Origin of the sequence: uncultured Serinicoccus sp., assembly GCF_947500995.1 — a bacterium.
In the GTDB taxonomy this organism is placed as follows: Bacteria; Actinomycetota; Actinomycetes; order Actinomycetales; family Dermatophilaceae; genus Ornithinicoccus.
The window spans coordinates 445,845-460,871 of record NZ_CANMUA010000002.1 but is presented as its reverse complement, the minus strand read 5'-3'; the positions used below and the strand labels follow the sequence as shown (position 1 = coordinate 460,871).

Here is a 15,027-nt window from a genome sequence, read left to right as displayed (position 1 = left end):
CCCTGAGACGCCGGGCGGTCGTCCTGATCGCCGCCGGAACGGGCACGGCAGTGCTCTCCGGGTGTGGCGACGTCACCCGCGGATACCTCCCCGAGCCCGCGACCGAGGTCGGCACGGACGTCATCGGCTTCTGGAACGCCACCTGGATCGCGGCGCTGGCCGTGGGGGGACTGGTCTGGTTCCTCATCCTGTGGGCGGTCTTCGCCTACCGGCGTCGGCGTGAGGACGACGTGCCGGTGCAGTTCCGCTACCACGTGCCCTTCGAGATCCTCTACACCGTGGTGCCGATCCTCATGGTCGCCGCGATGTTCGGTCAGACCGTCCCGCTCCAAAACGCCATGCTGGACACCGAGCCTGAGCCCGACGTCGTCGTCAACGTCGCGGGCAAGAAGTGGAGCTGGGACTTCAACTACGTCAACGAGCAGGTCTTCGTCACCGGGGAGCAGGCCGACGCGCTGACCGAGGGTGAGGAGGGGGTCCCGGAGACCCTCCCGACGCTCGTGCTGCCGGTCGACAGCCGGGTCGAGTTCGTCCTCACCTCGCGTGACGTCATCCACTCCTTCTGGGTCGTCAACTTCCTGCAGAAGCTGGATATTGTCCCGGGGCGGGTCAACATCTTCCAGGTCACCACCACCGAGGAGGGCACCTTCGCCGGCAAGTGCGCCGAGCTCTGCGGCGCCTACCACTCGCAGATGCTCTTCAACGTTGAGGTCGTCTCGGAGGAAGAGTACGACGCCTTCATCGCCGGTCTCGAGGAGTCGGGCAACACCGGGCAGCTGGGGCCTGACCTCGACCAGTACGAGCTGCAGCCCGACCAGCAGGACAAGCTGCCCGAGGGAGTGAGGAACTGATGGCCATCACCACCGAGCGCCCCGAGGTCGGCGCACCCTCGAGGCCGCCGCAGGTGTCCGAGCGCAGCTCGTTCGTGCGCAACGCCGTCCGGGTGCTGACGACGACCGACCACAAGGTCATCGGCAACCTCTACTTCGTCACCACGATGGTGTGGTTCATCCTCGGCGGGCTCATGGCGCTGGTTATCCGGGCCGAGCTCTTCGTCCCGGGGCTGCAGGTCGTGGACAACCCAGAGATCTACAACCAGCTCTTCACCATGCATGGGACCGTCATGCTGCTGATGTTCGCGACACCGCTGTTCGCCGGCTTCGCCAACGCGCTGGTACCCCTGCAGATCGGCTCGCCGGACGTCGCCTTCCCGCGGCTCAACATGCTGGCCTTCTGGATGTTCCTCTTCGGCAGCCTCATCGCGGTCGGCGGCTTCCTCACCCCCAGCGGTGCCGCCAGCTTCGGCTGGTTTGCCTACCAGCCGCTGGCCGGGCCCACGCACAGCCCCGGGATGGGCGGGGACCTGTGGGTGGTCGGGCTCGCCGTCAGCGGTTTCGCCACGATCTTCGGCGCCGTCAACTTCATCACGACGATCCTCTGCATGCGCGCCCCCGGCATGACGATGTTCCGGGTGCCGATCTTCACCTGGACGATCCTCGTCACCTCCATCCTCGTGCTCGTGGCCTTCCCCGTGCTGGCCGCCGCCTTCTTCGGCATGGCTGCCGACCGGCTGTACGGGTGGCACGTGTTCGACCCCGAGCACGGCGGGGCTATGCTCTGGCAGCACCTGTTCTGGTTCTTCGGCCACCCCGAGGTCTACATCATCGCGCTGCCCTTCTTCGGGATCATCTCCGAGGTCATCCCCGTCTTCTCCCGCAAGCCGCTCTTCGGCTACAAGACGCTGGTCATGGCGACAATGGCGATCGCCGCGCTGTCGGTGTCGGTGTGGGCGCACCACATGTATGCCACCGGCGCGGTCCTGCTCGAGTTCTTCACCATCATGACGATGCTCATCGCCGTGCCGACCGGGGTGAAGTTCTTCAACTGGATCGGCACCATGTGGAAGGGTTCCATCAGCATGGACACCCCCATGCTGTGGGCCGTGGGCTTCCTCGTCACCTTCCTGTTCGGCGGGCTGACCGGCGTCATCCTCGCCAGCCCGGCCCTGGACTTCCACGTCTCCGACACCTACTTCGTGGTCGCGCACTTCCACTACGTCGTCTTCGGGACCGTCGTCTTCGCCATGTTCGCGGGCTACTACTTCTGGTGGCCCAAGTTCACCGGGCACATGCTGGACGAGCGGCTCGGCAAGATCCACTTCTGGATGCTCTTCCTCGGCTTCCACGGCACCTTCCTCATCCAGCACTGGCTGGGGGTGCAGGGGATGCCCCGGCGCTACGCCGACTACCTGCCCGAGGACGGCTTCACCTGGATGAACCAGCTGTCGACCGTGTCGTCCTTCCTGCTCGCCGCCTCCATGCTCCCCTTCTTCTACGCGGTCTGGAAGAGTTTCCGGACGCCCAAGGTCGAGGTCGACGACCCGTGGGGCTGGGGTATGTCGTTGGAGTGGGCGACCTCCTGCCCGCCGCCCCGCCACAACTTCGAGTCGCTGCCGCGGATCCGTTCCGAGCGCGCCGCCTTCGACCTGCACCACCCGGAGATCGGCACGCTGGAGTCCGCGGAGCCCGACAAGGGGGTCGCCGAGCAGCTGCTCGGTGGTCCCGACACCGACCCGGACGGTCGCACCGGCACCGATACCGGCGGCTATACCGGCAAGGAGCGTGACTGATGCGGGCAGAGGTCAAGATCTTCGGCGCCCTGGTGCCGTTCTTCGCGCTGGCGACGGCGCTCTACGCCTGGTTCACCGACCCCAAGGAGTGGGTCGGCATCATCGGCCTGCTCCTCACCATGCTCTTCACGGCGTTCATCTCCTTCTACCTCTGGGTGACCGGCCGCAAGACGGACGCCCGCCCCGAGGACGACCTGCAGGGGGAGATCGCCGACCTGTCCGGCGACTACGGCCACTTCGCGCCTTACAGCTGGTGGCCGCTCTGGCTCGGGCTCTCGGTCGCGGCCGTGGCCCTCGGGCTCGCCGTGGGGTGGTGGCTGCTCATCTGCGCCGTGCCCTTCCTGCTGATCTCGATCCTCGGCTGGACCTTCGAGTTCTTCCGCGGCGCCAAGGCGGTCTGAGGCAGCGCCAGAGCTGGACGTCGGCTCGCCCGGTCCTCAGGGCAGGATGAGCAGCTTGCCGGTGGTGCCTCCGGCCTCCAGGTCCGTGTGGGCCTGCTGCGCGTCGGCCAGGTCGTAGCGCCCGGACACCCGCACCTGCAGGTCCCCGGCAGCGACCAGGTGAAGCAGGTCGTCGGCGCGGGCGAGCAGCTCGGCCCGGTCGGCGACGTAGTGCGCCAGGCTGGGCCGGGTCAGGAAGAGCGAGCCCTGCTGGTTCAGCACCTGCGGGTCGACCGGGGGGACCGGGCCGCTGGCCGCACCGAAGAGCACCATGGTGCCGCGCGGGCGCAGGAGCTCGAGCCCGGCGTCGAAGGTGTCCTTCCCCACCCCGTCGTAGACGACGTGCACCCCCTGGTCGCCGGTGATCTCGCGGACCCGGTCGACCAGGTCCTCCTCGCGGTACAGCACGACGTCGTGGGCGCCGGCGGCCCGCGCCAGCTCGGCCTTGGCCGGCGTGCCCACCGTCCCGACGACGCGGACGCCTGCCCTGGCGAGCAGCTGGGTGAGCAGCAGACCCACGCCTCCGGCGGCCGCGGTCACGAGGGCGGTGTGGCCTGGCGCGGCCTCGAAGGTGGTGCGCGCCAGGTAGTGGGCCGTCAGCCCCTGGAGCATCACGGCGGCGGCCGTCTCGAGGTCGACCTCCGCCGGCACGAGCACGAGGCGGTCGGCGGCCACGACGGCCTCGTCGGTGTACCCGGTCCCCGGTGACATGGCCCACGCCACGCGGTCGCCCTCGGAGACCCCGGAGACGTCCGGGCCCACCGTGCGCACGGTCCCGGCCCCCTCGCTGCCGACGACGAACGGGGTCGGCAGGGGGTAGGCGCCGGAACGGTGGTAGACGTCGATGAAGTTCACGCCGGCGGCGGCCACCTGGACCAGCACCTCGCCGGGGCCGGGCTCAGGGGTGGGGCGGTCGACGAGGGTGAGGGCCTCCGGCCCTCCGGGCTGGTCCACGATGATGGCGCGCATGTCGCGACGCTATCGCGGGCCGGTCAGCGGGTCGCGGCCACCCACCGCTGGACGACCTGCGCGGCGGCACCGCTGTCGAGCGCCTCGGCGGCCCGGCGTATGCCGTCGCGGACCGCGCCCTCCAGCTCCTCCCCGCTGCCGGGGTGCGAGGAGGACTCGCCCGCCTCGACCAGGGCCAGGGCCGTGCCGGCGTTGAGCAGCACCGCGTCGCGCACGGCACCCGTCCCGCCGTCGAAGAGACGGCGGGCCACCTGGGCGTTGTGCTCCGCGTCCTGCCCGCGCAGCTCCTCCAGGAGATGCAGCGGCAGGCCGAGGCGTCGAGGGTCGAGCACGTGCTGCGTCACCCGGCCCTCGGCGTCGGCCCACCACAGCGAGCTCGTGGTGGCGGTGGTGATCTCGTCGAGGCCGTCGTCACCGCGGAACACCACCGCCTGGGTGCCCCGGTCGGCGAAGACGTGCGCCATGAGGGGCGCCATGCGGGAGTCGGCGCAGCCCACGGCGGCATAGCGGGGTTGCGCCGGGTTGGTCAGCGGCCCGAGGAAGTTGAAGGCGGTGCCGATCCCCAGCTCGCGGCGCACGCTCCCGGCATACCTCATCGAGGGGTGGAAGGTGAGCGCGAAGCAGAAGGTGATGCCCGCCTCGTGCGCGACCTGCCGGACCCGCTCGGGGGAGAGGTCGAGGCGGACGCCGAGGGCCTCGAGCATGTCGGCGGACCCGGACCGGCTGGAGGCGGCCCGGTTGCCGTGCTTGACCACCGTCGCACCCGCCGCCGCCATGACGACGGCCGACATCGTGGAGATGTTGACCGTCATGGCCCGGTCCCCGCCGGTCCCGACGATGTCCACGGTCGGCCCCGGGACCTCGAACCGGTGCGCGTGCTCGAGCATCGTGCTCGACAACCCGGACATCTCCTGCGCGGTCTCGCCCTTGGTGCGCAGCGCGGTCAGGAAGCCGCCGAGCTGGGCGTCGCTGGCCGCCCCGGTCATGACCTGGTCCATGACCCAGGAGGTCGTGCTGCTGGAGAGGTCCTCTCCCCGGGTCACCGAGCTGAGGACGTCCGCCCAGCTGGTGACGACGGCACCGGCGCCGGCCCCACCCGTCCGGTCGGCGCCGTCCTCGGTCACCGGCGGGCCAGGTCGGCGACGGCCGCCGTCAGCCGGGCCTCGTCCAGGGGCCGGGAGAGGACCGCGTCGGCCTGCGACCAGGTCGCGAGCCACCCGTCGCCGGGACGACCCGTGAGCACGAGGACCGGGGGGCAGCCGAACAGCTCGTTCTTGAGCTGCCGGCAGACGCCCATCCCGCCGTAGGGCTGCGACTCCCCGTCGAGGATGAGCAGGTCGTAGTCGCCGTCCCTGGCCTCGATGAGGGCCACCTCGGGCGTGGCGCACTCCTTCCAGCGCTCGACGACCACGTCGTCGGCCGGCCGCTCACCCACACCGACGCGCACGGCGTCCCGCACCGAGCGGTCGTTGCTGTAGAGCAGGACCGAGACGGAGGTGGTGGTGAGGCCGCCGGAGGCGGAGGGGACCGCGGGAGTGCTCATGGCGGCGATCCTACCGAGCCGCCGGACCCGGAGCCAGCACGGGAGCGCGTGCGGCGGGGTGGCCGCGCGTGCTGTGCCGCGATGGGCCTAAGATGGGCCTGTGGCGACATCTCCTGCAGCAACCCTGAGCGACGCTGACCGGTTCCACGCGACCGCGCACGGACCGGCGACGCGGCCCAACATGGTCGCGGTCGGCACGATGGTCTGGCTGGGCAGCGAGATCATGTTCTTCGCCGGGCTGTTCGCGATGTACTTCACCATCCGCTCGGTCTCTCCCGACCTGTGGGCCGAGCGCACCGAGTACCTCGACGTCACCTTCGCCACCATCAACACGATGATCCTCGTCATCTCCTCCGTGTGGTGCCAGTTCGGGGTGTGGAAGGCCGAGCGGGGCATCCCGCACCGCACCGGCAGCCTGTTCCACATCGGCAACCCGCTGGGGGACACCGGCTGGGGCATGCGCGAGTGGTACACCCTCACCTATCTCTTCGGCGCGACCTTCATCGCCGGGCAGGTCTGGGAGTACGCCACGCTGACCATGGAGGGCCTGACCCCCACCGCCGACCCCTACGGCTCGGTCTTCTTCATCACCACGGGATTCCACGGCCTGCACGTGACCGGCGGGCTCATCGCCTTCCTCCTCATCATCGGCCGCAGCTTCACCGCCAAGCGCTACACCCACGCGCAGGCCACCGGCGCGGTGGTCACCTCCTACTACTGGCACTTCGTCGACGTCGTGTGGATCGCGTTGTTCGCGGTCATCTACCTGCTGCAATGAGACGTCCGCACCTCCGCCCCCGTCCCGCCGTCCCCGAACCCCGGAAGGACCGCCGAGTGAGCTCCCTCGCCGCCCGCCGTCGCAGCCCGCTGGCGCTGCTCATGCTCCTGTTCCTGGGCCTGACCTTCACGGGCACCGCCTACGCCGCCCTGCAGACCGGCGCGGCACCGGGGACCTCGGCCGAGGGTGCCTCCCAGGAGCAGCTCGGCGAGGGCCGTCAACTCTTCCTTGCCAACTGCGCCTCCTGCCACGGCGCCAACGCCGAGGGCAACGGCGAGGCGGGCCCCTCCCTCTACGGCGTGGGCGCCGCCGCGGTGGACTTCCAGGTGGCCACCGGCCGGATGCCGCTGCCGGCGCCGGGCGTCCAGGCCGAGCGCAACATCTCCCAGGTGCACTTCAGCGACGAGCAGATCGAGGCCCTCGCCGTCTACGTCGACTCCCTCGCCCCGGGTCCCGACGTCCCGGAGGAGCAGTGGCTCGACGCCTCCCAGGGCGACGCTGCCAACGGTGGGGCGGTCTACCGCACCAACTGCGCCATGTGCCACAACTCCTCGGGCACCGGAGGTGCCCTGACCAGGGGCAAGTACGCCCCGACCCTCATGGGCGTGGATGCGCAGCACATCTACGAGGCCATGCTCACCGGCCCGCAGTCCATGCCGGTGTTCAACGACCAGAACATCACCCCCGAGGAGAAGCGAGACGTGATCGCCTTCCTCAAGAGCATCGAGGACGGTGCCAACGACCAGGGCGGCCACACGCTGGGCAGCCTGGGTCCGGCCGGCGACGCCCTCTTCGCGTGGACCATCGGCATCCTGGCCTTCATCGGCGCTGCCGTGTGGCTCGGACGAAAGGCGGCCTGAGGTATGGCGAACCCCCACCACGACGACACCGCACCCGCCATGCGCGACGACGCGGCCGCCCCGGCCAGGTCCGAGACGTTCCAGAACCCGGGTCTTCCTCCGCACGTGCCCCGGCGCGCCGACGGGGACCCCAAGGCCGCCAAGCGCGCCGAGATCCAGGTCGTCGTGCTCTTCACCCTGTCGGCGCTGGCGTCCATCGCGTTCGTCGTCGCCTACTTCGTCATCGACCCGGACCTCAAGGGCTACCTCCTCGGTATCGGTGAGATCAACCTCTTCCACCTCGCGATCGGCGTCACCATGGGGGTGTCGCTCCTCGGTATCGGCCTGGGTGCCATCCACTGGGCCAAGACGCTCATGCCGGACGAGGAGGTGGTGGAGCAGCGCCACCCCCAGGTCTCCGGAGACGACGACCGCGAGGCGGTGGCGCAGACCCTGTCGCACGGCTGGCGCAGCTCCCAGCTCAACCGGCGCTCGGCCCTCCTCGGGTCGGCCGGGGGAGCGCTGGGGCTCTTCGCGCTCCCGATCGTCCTCCCGGTCATCGCCGGGCTGGGCCCGCGTCCGCAAGGGCTCTACACCACCAACTGGGCGGAGGGCACCCTGCTGCGGATCGACCCCTCGGGTGCGGCGATCCGGGCGGGAGACGTCACCCAGGGCTCGGTGTTCCACGTCATGCCGGACGGCTGGGTGGGCCACGAGGCGGTCGAGGAGCACGGGGCCGAGGAGGCGATGATCGCCAAGGCCAAGGACCAGGTGATCGTGGTCCGCCTCGACCCCTCCCTCATCAAGAGCCAGAAGCAGCGCGAGTGGGGCTACGAGGGCATCGTGGCCTACTCCAAGGTGTGCACGCACGTGGGGTGCCCCGTGGCGCTGTACGAGCAGCAGACGCACCACCTGCTGTGCCCGTGCCACCAGTCGACCTTCGACATGACCGACGACTGCAACGTCATCTTCGGGCCGGCCAAGCGGGCCCTGCCTCAGCTGCCGATCACGGTCGACGGCGATGGATACATCGTGGCCGCGGGACCGTTCCGCGAGCCCGTCGGACCGAGCTTCTGGGAGCGCGAGCGCCCGGGCTTGATGGGAGTTGAGTAGTCATGACGACGCACGTTCCCCAGGGCGCCGGTCACCTGCGCACCGATGAGACCCCGCCGGAGCGTCCGGCCAGCCAGACCGACCAGTCCTCGCCGGACGCCAAGTTCCCCGGCGCGCTGGTCTGGGCCGACGAACGGGTGGGGGCGGCCAAGGGCCTGCGCTTCGCCCTGAAGAAGGTCTTCCCCGACCACTGGAGCTTCCTGCTCGGCGAGATCGCGATGTACTCGATGATCATCGCGCTCATCACCGGGACGTTCCTGACGCTCTGGTACGTCCCCAGCATGGGCCACGTGGTCTACGACGGCGACTACGTCCCGCTCAAGGGCGTCGGCATGTCCGAGGCCTACGCCTCCACCCTCGACATCAGCTTCGAGGTCAAGGGCGGACTGCTCATCCGGCAGCTGCACCACTGGTCGGCGCTGTTCTTCATCGTCGGCATCGCGCTGCACGCCGCGCGCGTCTTCTTCACCGGTGCCTTCCGCAAGCCGCGGGAGATCAACTGGCTCATCGGTGTCGTCCTGTCGCTGCTGGCGATCATCGAGGGCTTCGCCGGCTACTCGCTCCCGGACGACCTGCTCTCCGGCACCGGCATCCGGGCGATGAACGGCTTCATGATGTCGGCGCCCGTCATCGGCACCTGGATGACCTTCTTCGTCTTCGGCGGTGAGTTCCCCGGTGAGGCCATCATCCCGCGCCTCTACATCGCGCACGTGCTGCTGATCCCCGCGATCCTCGTCGGGCTCTTCGTGCTGCACCTGGCTCTCGTCGTGGTCCACAAGCACACCCAGTACCCCGGCCCGGGACGGACCAACGACAACGTCGTCGGCTTCCCGATCATGCCGGTCTACGCCGCCAAGGCCGGTGGGTTCTTCTTCGTCGTCTTCGGCATCACCGCGCTGGTCTCGGCTCTCGTGCAGATCAACGGGGTGTGGGTCTACGGGCCCTACGACCCGACCCAGGTGACGGCGGGCAGCCAGCCGGACTTCTACATGTGGTTCTCCGACGGTGCCCTGCGTCTGCTCCCAGGCTGGTTGGAGTTCACCCTGTTCGGGACCGTCTGGAGCTTCAACATCTTCCTCGGGTCGCTGGTCCTGCTGCCCCTCGTGTGGGTGGTCCTGGGTGCCTACCCGTTCCTCGAGGCCTGGGTCACCGGCGACAAGCGCGAGCACCACATCCTGCAGCGCCCGCGCAACGCCCCGACCCGGACGGCGATCGGTGCCGCGGCCATCTCGATGTACCTCGTCCTGGCGCTGGCGTGCGTCAACGACATCCTGGCCATCAAGCTGGGGTTGTCGATCAACGACCTGACGATCCTCTTCCGGACCATGTTCTTCGTGCTCCCGGTCCTGGTGTTCGTCGTCACCAAGCGGCTGTGCCTGTCGTTGCAGCGCCACGACCGCGAGCGGGTCCTGCACGGCAACGAGACCGGGCGCATCGTCCGCACCCCGGAGGGCCGGTTCTTCGAGGCGCACGAGCCGCTGGACGAGTTCGAGCGCTGGGCCCTCGTGGACTACGACACGCCGACGCCGCTGGGTCTCACCCAGGGCCCGGACGTCGACAGCCGCGGCGTCGCCCGTCGGCGCGGCCCGCTCGCGGGCGCGCAGGCGGCGGTGTCCTCCTTCTTCTACAAGGACGCGGTCACGGCGGTGACGCCGGCCGAGCTGGCGGCGGCCCACCACCACGGCGAGCACGACGCGCTGGAGTCGCCATCGATCCCGCAGCTGGGCGCGCCGGTCAACGACAGCACCGGTGACGACGACTTCTCCGAGGGGCACGGCTCCGCGGTCCAGGCACCTACGCACCATCACTGAGCACCAGCCCGAGCGACCGCGCCCTGCCCCGGAGACGGACGGCGGGGCGCCGTCGCGTCCGGGGTCCGAGCACGCCGCGTCCCAGCAGGGGGACCCGCTGGACATGTCGGTGGAGGAGTTCGAGGAGGCCGTCGGGGACTCGCTGGACCTCGTCCCCCCGCCGTTGATGGCCCGGCTCGACAACGTCGTCTTCCTCGTCGAGGACGAGCCCCCACCCGAGGAGCCGGACCTGCTGGGTCTCTACGACGGCGTCCCGCTCACCGAGCGTGACTGGGGCGCCCAGCTGCCGGACCGCATCTTCGTCTACCGGGGTCCGCTGCTGCGCATGTGCGCCGACCGCGAGGAGCTGCTGGACGAGATCGCGGTGACGGTGGTGCACGAGATCGCGCACCACTTCGGGATCGACGACTCCCGTCTGCACGAGCTCGGGTGGGGCTGACCGTTGGGGGCTACAGTGAGCAGGTGATTTCTGCCATCGTCATGATCAAGGCCGAGGTCGGTCGCATCCCCGAGGTCGCCCAGGAGATCGCCGAGATCGACGGGATCCGGGAGGTCTACTCCGTCACCGGGGACGTGGACCTCATCGCGATCGCGCGGGTGCAGCAGCACGAGGACTTCGCCGATGTCATCGCCGACCGTCTCAACAAGGTGGGCGGGGTGCTGGAGACCACCACCCACATCTCCTTCCGCGCCTACTCCTCCTCCGACCTCGAGGCGGGCTTCTCCCTGGGTCTGGAGCACTGAGGCCGACCGCTCAGCCGGGGAGTGCGCCGACCGGTCGGTCGAACGGTCGGGCCTCGCGCCCCGCAGCGGGCTCGGTGGTCGACCAGGACGCCGCACCGGGCTCGAGCAGGGCGCGGCTCGCGCCTGCACCCCCCACGGGGCAGGTCCACTCGCCCTCGAGGTCGACCAGCCGCACACCCGGGGCCTCGAGCCAGCGCAGCACCAGCTCGGTCTCCTCCGCCAGCGCCGCGGGCGCGTCCGAGCCCTCGGGCCGGGAGACCACCTCCGCGGTCTCGCGTAGTGCCTCGACGTAGGGCATGGGGTCCGCGCCACGCGGGCTCAGGGAGGCGCCGGCGAGTCGTCCGTAGCGGACGCAGACCAGTTCCCAGCCTCCCTCCTCGCGCCGTCGGGCGGCGACCACCTCGGAGGAGCGCGACAGCGGTCTGAGCCGCTGGCCCCGCGCCGCGGCCCGCACCAGGGCCATCATCCGGTCCCGCAGCGTGCGAGCCTCCTCGAAGCGTTCCTGCCCGGCCAGCTCGTCCAGCCGCGCGCGCAGGGCGGCCACGACGTCGGTCGTGCTGCCGACCAGCGCCCGTGCCGCCTGCTGGACCACCTGCGCGTAGTCGTCCCTGCTCTGCGCCCCGACGCACGGCCCCCCGCACCGGCCGATCTCCAGCAGCACGCAGGCGCTCGAGCCGGGAGAGCGCTCGGAGAGGCGGCGGGTGCACTGCCGCAGGGGGACGACCTCGTGCAGCGCCGTGACGGCAGCCTCGGCGGTCCGGCGCGAGCCGAACGGCCCGGCATACTGCGCGCGGTCGTCCCGGACCGAGCGGACGACGGACAACCGGGGGAACGGCTCGTCGGTCAAGCGCACCCACACGGCCTTCTCCGGGTGCCGTGACCGACGGTTGTAGCGCGGCTTGTGCTCGGCGATGAGCCGCAGCTCGCGGACCGAGGCCTCCAGGGCGGTGGCGCACACGATGGGGGTCAGGGAGTCGGCGAGTCCCACCATCTCCGTCATCCGTCGTCGGCCCTCCGAGGCCGTGAAGTAGCTGAGCGTGCGGCGCCGCAGGTCGCTGGCGGTGCCGACGTAGAGCGGCACGCCTGCGCGATCGCGGAAGACGTAGACGCCGGGGGCCGACGGCATGGCCTCCGCCAGCACGCGCTTGCGCCGTTGTGCCGGGCTGACCCGCGAGCTGTAGGACTGCAGCTCCTCCAGGGTGTGCACCCCGAGGTTGCCCACCCGCTCGACCAACCCGTGCAGGACGTCGACGGTGGCCCGGGCGTCGTGCAGTGCCCGGTGGTCGGGCGTGGTGGCGGACCCGAACAACCGGGCCAGGCTGGCCAGCTTGTGGTTGGGGGCCTCGTCCTTGTGCACGAGCTGGCGGGCCAGGCGGACGGTGTCGAGCACGGGGAAGGAGGGCCACGGGTGCCCGGTCTCGGTGGCGGCGGCCTTGAGGAAGGAGACGTCGAAGCCGGCGTTGTGCGCCACCAGGACGCTGCCCCGGGCGAACTCCAGGAACTGGGGGAGGACGACCGAGATGGGCGGGGCCTGCACCACCATGGCGTTGGTGATGCCGGTCAGGACCGTGATGAACCCCGGGATGGGCGTGGCGGGGCGCACGAGGGTCTGGAACTCCCCGAGGACCTGCCCGCCCCGCACCTTGACGGCACCCACCTCGGTGATCTGCGACCCCGCGGGCGATCCGCCGGTGGTCTCGAGGTCGACCACCACGAAGGTGACCTCCGACAGGGGGGTGCCGAGGTCGCCGAAGGTCTCCTGCGTGTAGGTCCCCGGGCCTCCCGGGTCGGAGGAGCGGCCCGAGGGGCCACGCCCCGTGTCCAGCGTCTGCATACCGCCGAGGCTAGGTGGGGCCACCGACAGACCGGGGGAGGACGTCGCCACGGGGTATGTCGGTGCCCGCCCCTAGCGTCGTCGGCATGAAGGAGGTGGACCCTGTGAACCCGTACCCGACCACACCACCGCCCCCGCACGACCGGGCGGTCACGCTCATCGACTGCCAGACGTGCCCGGTCCGCGGCCGCCACTGTGGGGACTGCTTCGTGCCGGTCCTCGGTCGTCTCTGGCTCGACGACCCGGCGCCTGCGTCAGCCCCCGGGTCGGCCCCCGGTGCCGACCCGGCGGCGCAGGAGCCACCGGCCGGGGACCAGCCGGTCCAGCAGCACGGGACCGCACGACTGGACACGGACGAGCTGGCCGCCGTCGGTGCCTTCGTCCGTGCCGGGCTGGTCACGCCCGCCGAGGCGCGCGACGCCCGGGCCGCCCTCAGCCCGTCCCGGCGCGCGGCGGCGGGCTGAGGTCGGGGTGGTCGTCCGGGCCGACGTCATCGTGGGCGGTAGATCGCCTCGATCTGCTCGGCGTGCGACGCGGCCACGACGTGTCGGCGCAGCTTCAGCGACGGGGTGAGCGTCCCGGCCTCGACGGTGAAGTCCTCGGCCAGCACGGTGAAGGCGCGGATCGACTCGGCGCGGCTGACCGTGGCGTTGGCCCCGTCCACCGCGGCCTGGATCTCCTGCCGCAGGAGGGGATGCGCGACGACCTCCTCGGGCGGCAGCCCGCCGAGGCCCCGGTGCTCCAGCCAGTCGGGCAGCAGGTCGGCGTCCAGCGTCACCAGCGCCGCGACGAAGGGCCGGGCCTCCCCGACGACCATGCAGTGCGAGACGAGCGGATGGCTCCGCAGCCGGTCCTCCCAGGGGCCAGGGACGACGTTCTTGCCACCGGCGGTGACGATGACCTCCTTGCTGCGGCCGGTGATGCGCAGGAACCCGTCTGCGTCCAGCTCGCCCAGGTCCCCGGTCCGCAGCCACCCTTCCCGCAGGACCGCCTCGGTGCCCGCCGGGTCGTGGCGGTAGCCGCGGAACACCCCCACGCCCTGGACGAGGATCTCGCCGCTGTCGTCGACCCGCACCGCGACCCCGGGCAGGGGCCGCCCGACGGTCCCGATGCGCAGCTGGTCGGGGGTGTTGACGGTGGCGGGTGCCGTGGTCTCGGTCAGGCCGTACCCCTCGAGCACGACGATGCCCGCGCCCCGGAAGACGTGCCCGAGCCGTGCCCCCAACGCGGCCCCGCCGGAGATGGCATAGCGCACCCGGCCGCCCAGCGAGGCGCGCAGGCGGCTCAGGACCAGGCGGTCGGCGACGGCGTGCTGCAGCCGCAGGCCGGGTCCGACCGACCCGGTGTCCACCGCCCGGCTGTGGGTCTCGGCGACCCGGGCCGCCCACCGGAAGACAGCGGCCCGCCCCGAGGCCTGCGCCCGCTGCTCGGCGGCGGCGTAGATCTTCTCGAAGACCCGCGGCACCGCCAGCACGAAGGTCGGGCCGAAGCCGGCCAGGTCCTCCAGCAGGGTGCGGGCGTCCGGGCTGTGCCCCAGGCGCACGCCCGCCCGCAGGCAGACCACCTGGATGAACCGGGCGAAGACGTGCGCCAGCGGGAGGAAGAGGAGGTTCGCGGCGCCCGGGGCCTCGACGACGATGCTGAGCCGTTCGCAGGCGTTGTCGGCCAGAGCGATGAAGTTGCCGTGGGTCAGCTCGCAGCCCCGGGGCGCCCCGGTCGTCCCGGAGGTGTAGATGATCGTGGCGAGATCTCCGCGGTCGACGCTGGTGCGGCGGGCCTCCAGCTCGGCGTCCGCGACCTCGAGCCCTGCTGCGGCCAGCTCCTCCAGCGACCCCGACTCGATCTGCCACACGTCGCGCAGCTCTGGCAGGTCGTCGCGGCAGCGGGTGACGACGGCTCGCATCGCGGCGTCCTCGACGATGATGGCGACCGCTCCTGAGTCCTGGCAGATCCACCTCACCTGGTCGGCGGAGCTGGTCTCGTAGACGGGCACCGGCACCGCTCCGGCGCTCCACAGCGCCAGGTCGGTCACGGTCCACTCCAGGCGCGTCCTGCTCATCAGCGCCACCCGGTCACCCGGGCGGATGCCGGCGGCGAGGAAGCCCTTGGCCAGGCGGTCGACCCGCCGCTGCAGCTCGATCGCGGTGACGTCGTGCCAGGTGTCCCCGTCCCGGGTCGAGGCCAGGACGCGGGACGGCTCCCGGTGCGCCCACCCGAGCAGGTAGTCCACGAGGTTTCCGGTCCCGGACCCGGTCGCCAGGGGAGGGACGGACACCTCGGACACGACAGCAGCTCCCCTTCACGGATCGGCTTCACTCGGGCGGGCT

The 15,027-nt window shown here is 71.0% G+C and carries 15 protein-coding genes; 10 read left to right on the top strand and 5 right to left on the bottom strand.

All coding sequences use genetic code 11. From position 1 onward, the window contains the following. Positions 1–50 precede the first annotated feature (50 nt). The 3 genes from coxB to Q0967_RS05080 are packed head-to-tail and all read left to right on the top strand — an operon-like array spanning position 51 to position 3,030. Complete coding sequence (gene coxB, locus Q0967_RS05090) at positions 51–851, top strand: cytochrome c oxidase subunit II (protein ID WP_298746028.1); 801 nt, start codon at positions 51–53, stop codon at positions 849–851. Beyond that, on the top strand, positions 851–2,629 hold the full coding sequence (ctaD, locus tag Q0967_RS05085; RefSeq protein ID WP_298746030.1) for a cytochrome c oxidase subunit I: 1,779 nt from the start codon (positions 851–853) through the stop codon (positions 2,627–2,629). The genes coxB and ctaD overlap by 1 nt, the downstream gene beginning before the upstream one ends. Next, positions 2,629–3,030 (top strand): cytochrome c oxidase subunit 4, encoded by a 402-nt coding sequence (locus tag Q0967_RS05080; protein ID WP_298746032.1) that lies wholly within the window; start codon positions 2,629–2,631, stop codon positions 3,028–3,030. The genes ctaD and Q0967_RS05080 overlap by 1 nt, the downstream gene beginning before the upstream one ends. Positions 3,031–3,066: 36 nt before the next feature. Here Q0967_RS05080 and Q0967_RS05075 read toward each other — a convergent pair whose 3' ends face one another. From Q0967_RS05075 to Q0967_RS05065, 3 genes are read right to left on the bottom strand one after another with little or no spacing between them, the layout of a single operon-like run. Further along, on the bottom strand, positions 3,067–4,038 hold the full coding sequence (locus tag Q0967_RS05075) for a quinone oxidoreductase (RefSeq protein ID WP_299449365.1): 972 nt from the start codon (positions 4,036–4,038) through the stop codon (positions 3,067–3,069). Positions 4,039–4,061: 23 nt separating this feature from the next. After that, positions 4,062–5,162, bottom strand: coding sequence for an anthranilate phosphoribosyltransferase (trpD, locus tag Q0967_RS05070; protein ID WP_298885411.1), 1,101 nt, complete (start codon positions 5,160–5,162; stop codon positions 4,062–4,064). Beyond that, the gene (locus Q0967_RS05065) at positions 5,159–5,581 is read right to left on the bottom strand and encodes a hypothetical protein (protein WP_298885409.1); all 423 of its coding nucleotides are present in this window, start codon (positions 5,579–5,581) and stop codon (positions 5,159–5,161) included. Before Q0967_RS05065 ends, trpD begins: the two co-directional genes overlap by 4 nt. Positions 5,582–5,762: 181 nt before the next feature. Here Q0967_RS05065 and Q0967_RS05060 point away from each other — a divergent pair, with 181 nt between their 5' ends. From Q0967_RS05060 to Q0967_RS05035, 6 genes are all read left to right on the top strand, one after another. Beyond that, positions 5,763–6,359 (top strand): heme-copper oxidase subunit III, encoded by a 597-nt coding sequence (locus tag Q0967_RS05060; RefSeq protein ID WP_174964972.1) that lies wholly within the window; start codon positions 5,763–5,765, stop codon positions 6,357–6,359. A 56-nt stretch (positions 6,360–6,415) separates the two neighbouring features. Further along, the gene (locus Q0967_RS05055; protein ID WP_298885408.1) at positions 6,416–7,219 is read left to right on the top strand and encodes a c-type cytochrome; all 804 of its coding nucleotides are present in this window, start codon (positions 6,416–6,418) and stop codon (positions 7,217–7,219) included. Between the two features lie 3 nt (positions 7,220–7,222). After that, on the top strand, positions 7,223–8,311 hold the full coding sequence (locus Q0967_RS05050) for a ubiquinol-cytochrome c reductase iron-sulfur subunit (protein WP_299449360.1): 1,089 nt from the start codon (positions 7,223–7,225) through the stop codon (positions 8,309–8,311). Positions 8,312–8,313: 2 nt separating this feature from the next. Next, positions 8,314–10,122 carry a ubiquinol-cytochrome c reductase cytochrome b subunit gene (locus Q0967_RS05045; protein WP_299449357.1) on the top strand — a complete coding sequence of 603 codons (1,809 nt, stop codon included), beginning with the start codon at positions 8,314–8,316 and terminating at the stop codon, positions 10,120–10,122. A gap of 103 nt (positions 10,123–10,225) precedes the next feature. After that, on the top strand, positions 10,226–10,561 hold the full coding sequence (locus Q0967_RS05040; RefSeq protein ID WP_298885402.1) for a metallopeptidase family protein: 336 nt from the start codon (positions 10,226–10,228) through the stop codon (positions 10,559–10,561). A gap of 23 nt (positions 10,562–10,584) precedes the next feature. Continuing rightward, positions 10,585–10,866: an Lrp/AsnC family transcriptional regulator gene (locus tag Q0967_RS05035; RefSeq protein ID WP_298885400.1), complete on the top strand. Its 282-nt coding sequence runs from the start codon at positions 10,585–10,587 to the stop codon at positions 10,864–10,866. Positions 10,867–10,876: 10 nt separating this feature from the next. Here Q0967_RS05035 and Q0967_RS05030 read toward each other — a convergent pair whose 3' ends face one another. Continuing rightward, positions 10,877–12,700, bottom strand: coding sequence for a DEDD exonuclease domain-containing protein (locus tag Q0967_RS05030; protein WP_299449353.1), 1,824 nt, complete (start codon positions 12,698–12,700; stop codon positions 10,877–10,879). An 86-nt stretch (positions 12,701–12,786) separates the two neighbouring features. Between Q0967_RS05030 and Q0967_RS05025 the strand changes: the two genes are divergently transcribed. Then, positions 12,787–13,164, top strand: a complete 378-nt coding sequence (locus Q0967_RS05025; RefSeq protein ID WP_299449351.1) for a hypothetical protein — start codon at positions 12,787–12,789, stop codon at positions 13,162–13,164. Positions 13,165–13,190: 26 nt separating this feature from the next. Here Q0967_RS05025 and Q0967_RS05020 read toward each other — a convergent pair whose 3' ends face one another. After that, positions 13,191–14,975, bottom strand: a complete 1,785-nt coding sequence (locus Q0967_RS05020; protein ID WP_299449348.1) for a long-chain fatty acid--CoA ligase — start codon at positions 14,973–14,975, stop codon at positions 13,191–13,193. Positions 14,976–15,027 lie beyond the last annotated feature (52 nt).

What these genes read in the sequence shown, in the direction of transcription:
- ctaD (WP_298746030.1), top strand. Translation starts at nt 851, where the DNA reads ATGGCCATCACCACCGAGCGCCCCGAGGTCGGCGCACCCTCGAGGCCG.
- Q0967_RS05080 (WP_298746032.1), top strand. Translation starts at nt 2,629, where the DNA reads ATGCGGGCAGAGGTCAAGATCTTCGGCGCCCTGGTGCCGTTCTTCGCG.
- Q0967_RS05075 (WP_299449365.1), bottom strand. Translation starts at nt 4,038, where the DNA reads ATGCGCGCCATCATCGTGGACCAGCCCGGAGGGCCGGAGGCCCTCACC.
- Q0967_RS05065 (WP_298885409.1), bottom strand. Translation starts at nt 5,581, where the DNA reads ATGAGCACTCCCGCGGTCCCCTCCGCCTCCGGCGGCCTCACCACCACC.
- Q0967_RS05060 (WP_174964972.1), top strand. Translation starts at nt 5,763, where the DNA reads ATGGTCGCGGTCGGCACGATGGTCTGGCTGGGCAGCGAGATCATGTTC.
- Q0967_RS05050 (WP_299449360.1), top strand. Translation starts at nt 7,223, where the DNA reads ATGGCGAACCCCCACCACGACGACACCGCACCCGCCATGCGCGACGAC.
- Q0967_RS05045 (WP_299449357.1), top strand. Translation starts at nt 8,314, where the DNA reads ATGACGACGCACGTTCCCCAGGGCGCCGGTCACCTGCGCACCGATGAG.
- Q0967_RS05040 (WP_298885402.1), top strand. Translation starts at nt 10,226, where the DNA reads ATGTCGGTGGAGGAGTTCGAGGAGGCCGTCGGGGACTCGCTGGACCTC.
- Q0967_RS05030 (WP_299449353.1), bottom strand. Translation starts at nt 12,700, where the DNA reads ATGCAGACGCTGGACACGGGGCGTGGCCCCTCGGGCCGCTCCTCCGAC.
- Q0967_RS05025 (WP_299449351.1), top strand. Translation starts at nt 12,787, where the DNA reads ATGAAGGAGGTGGACCCTGTGAACCCGTACCCGACCACACCACCGCCC.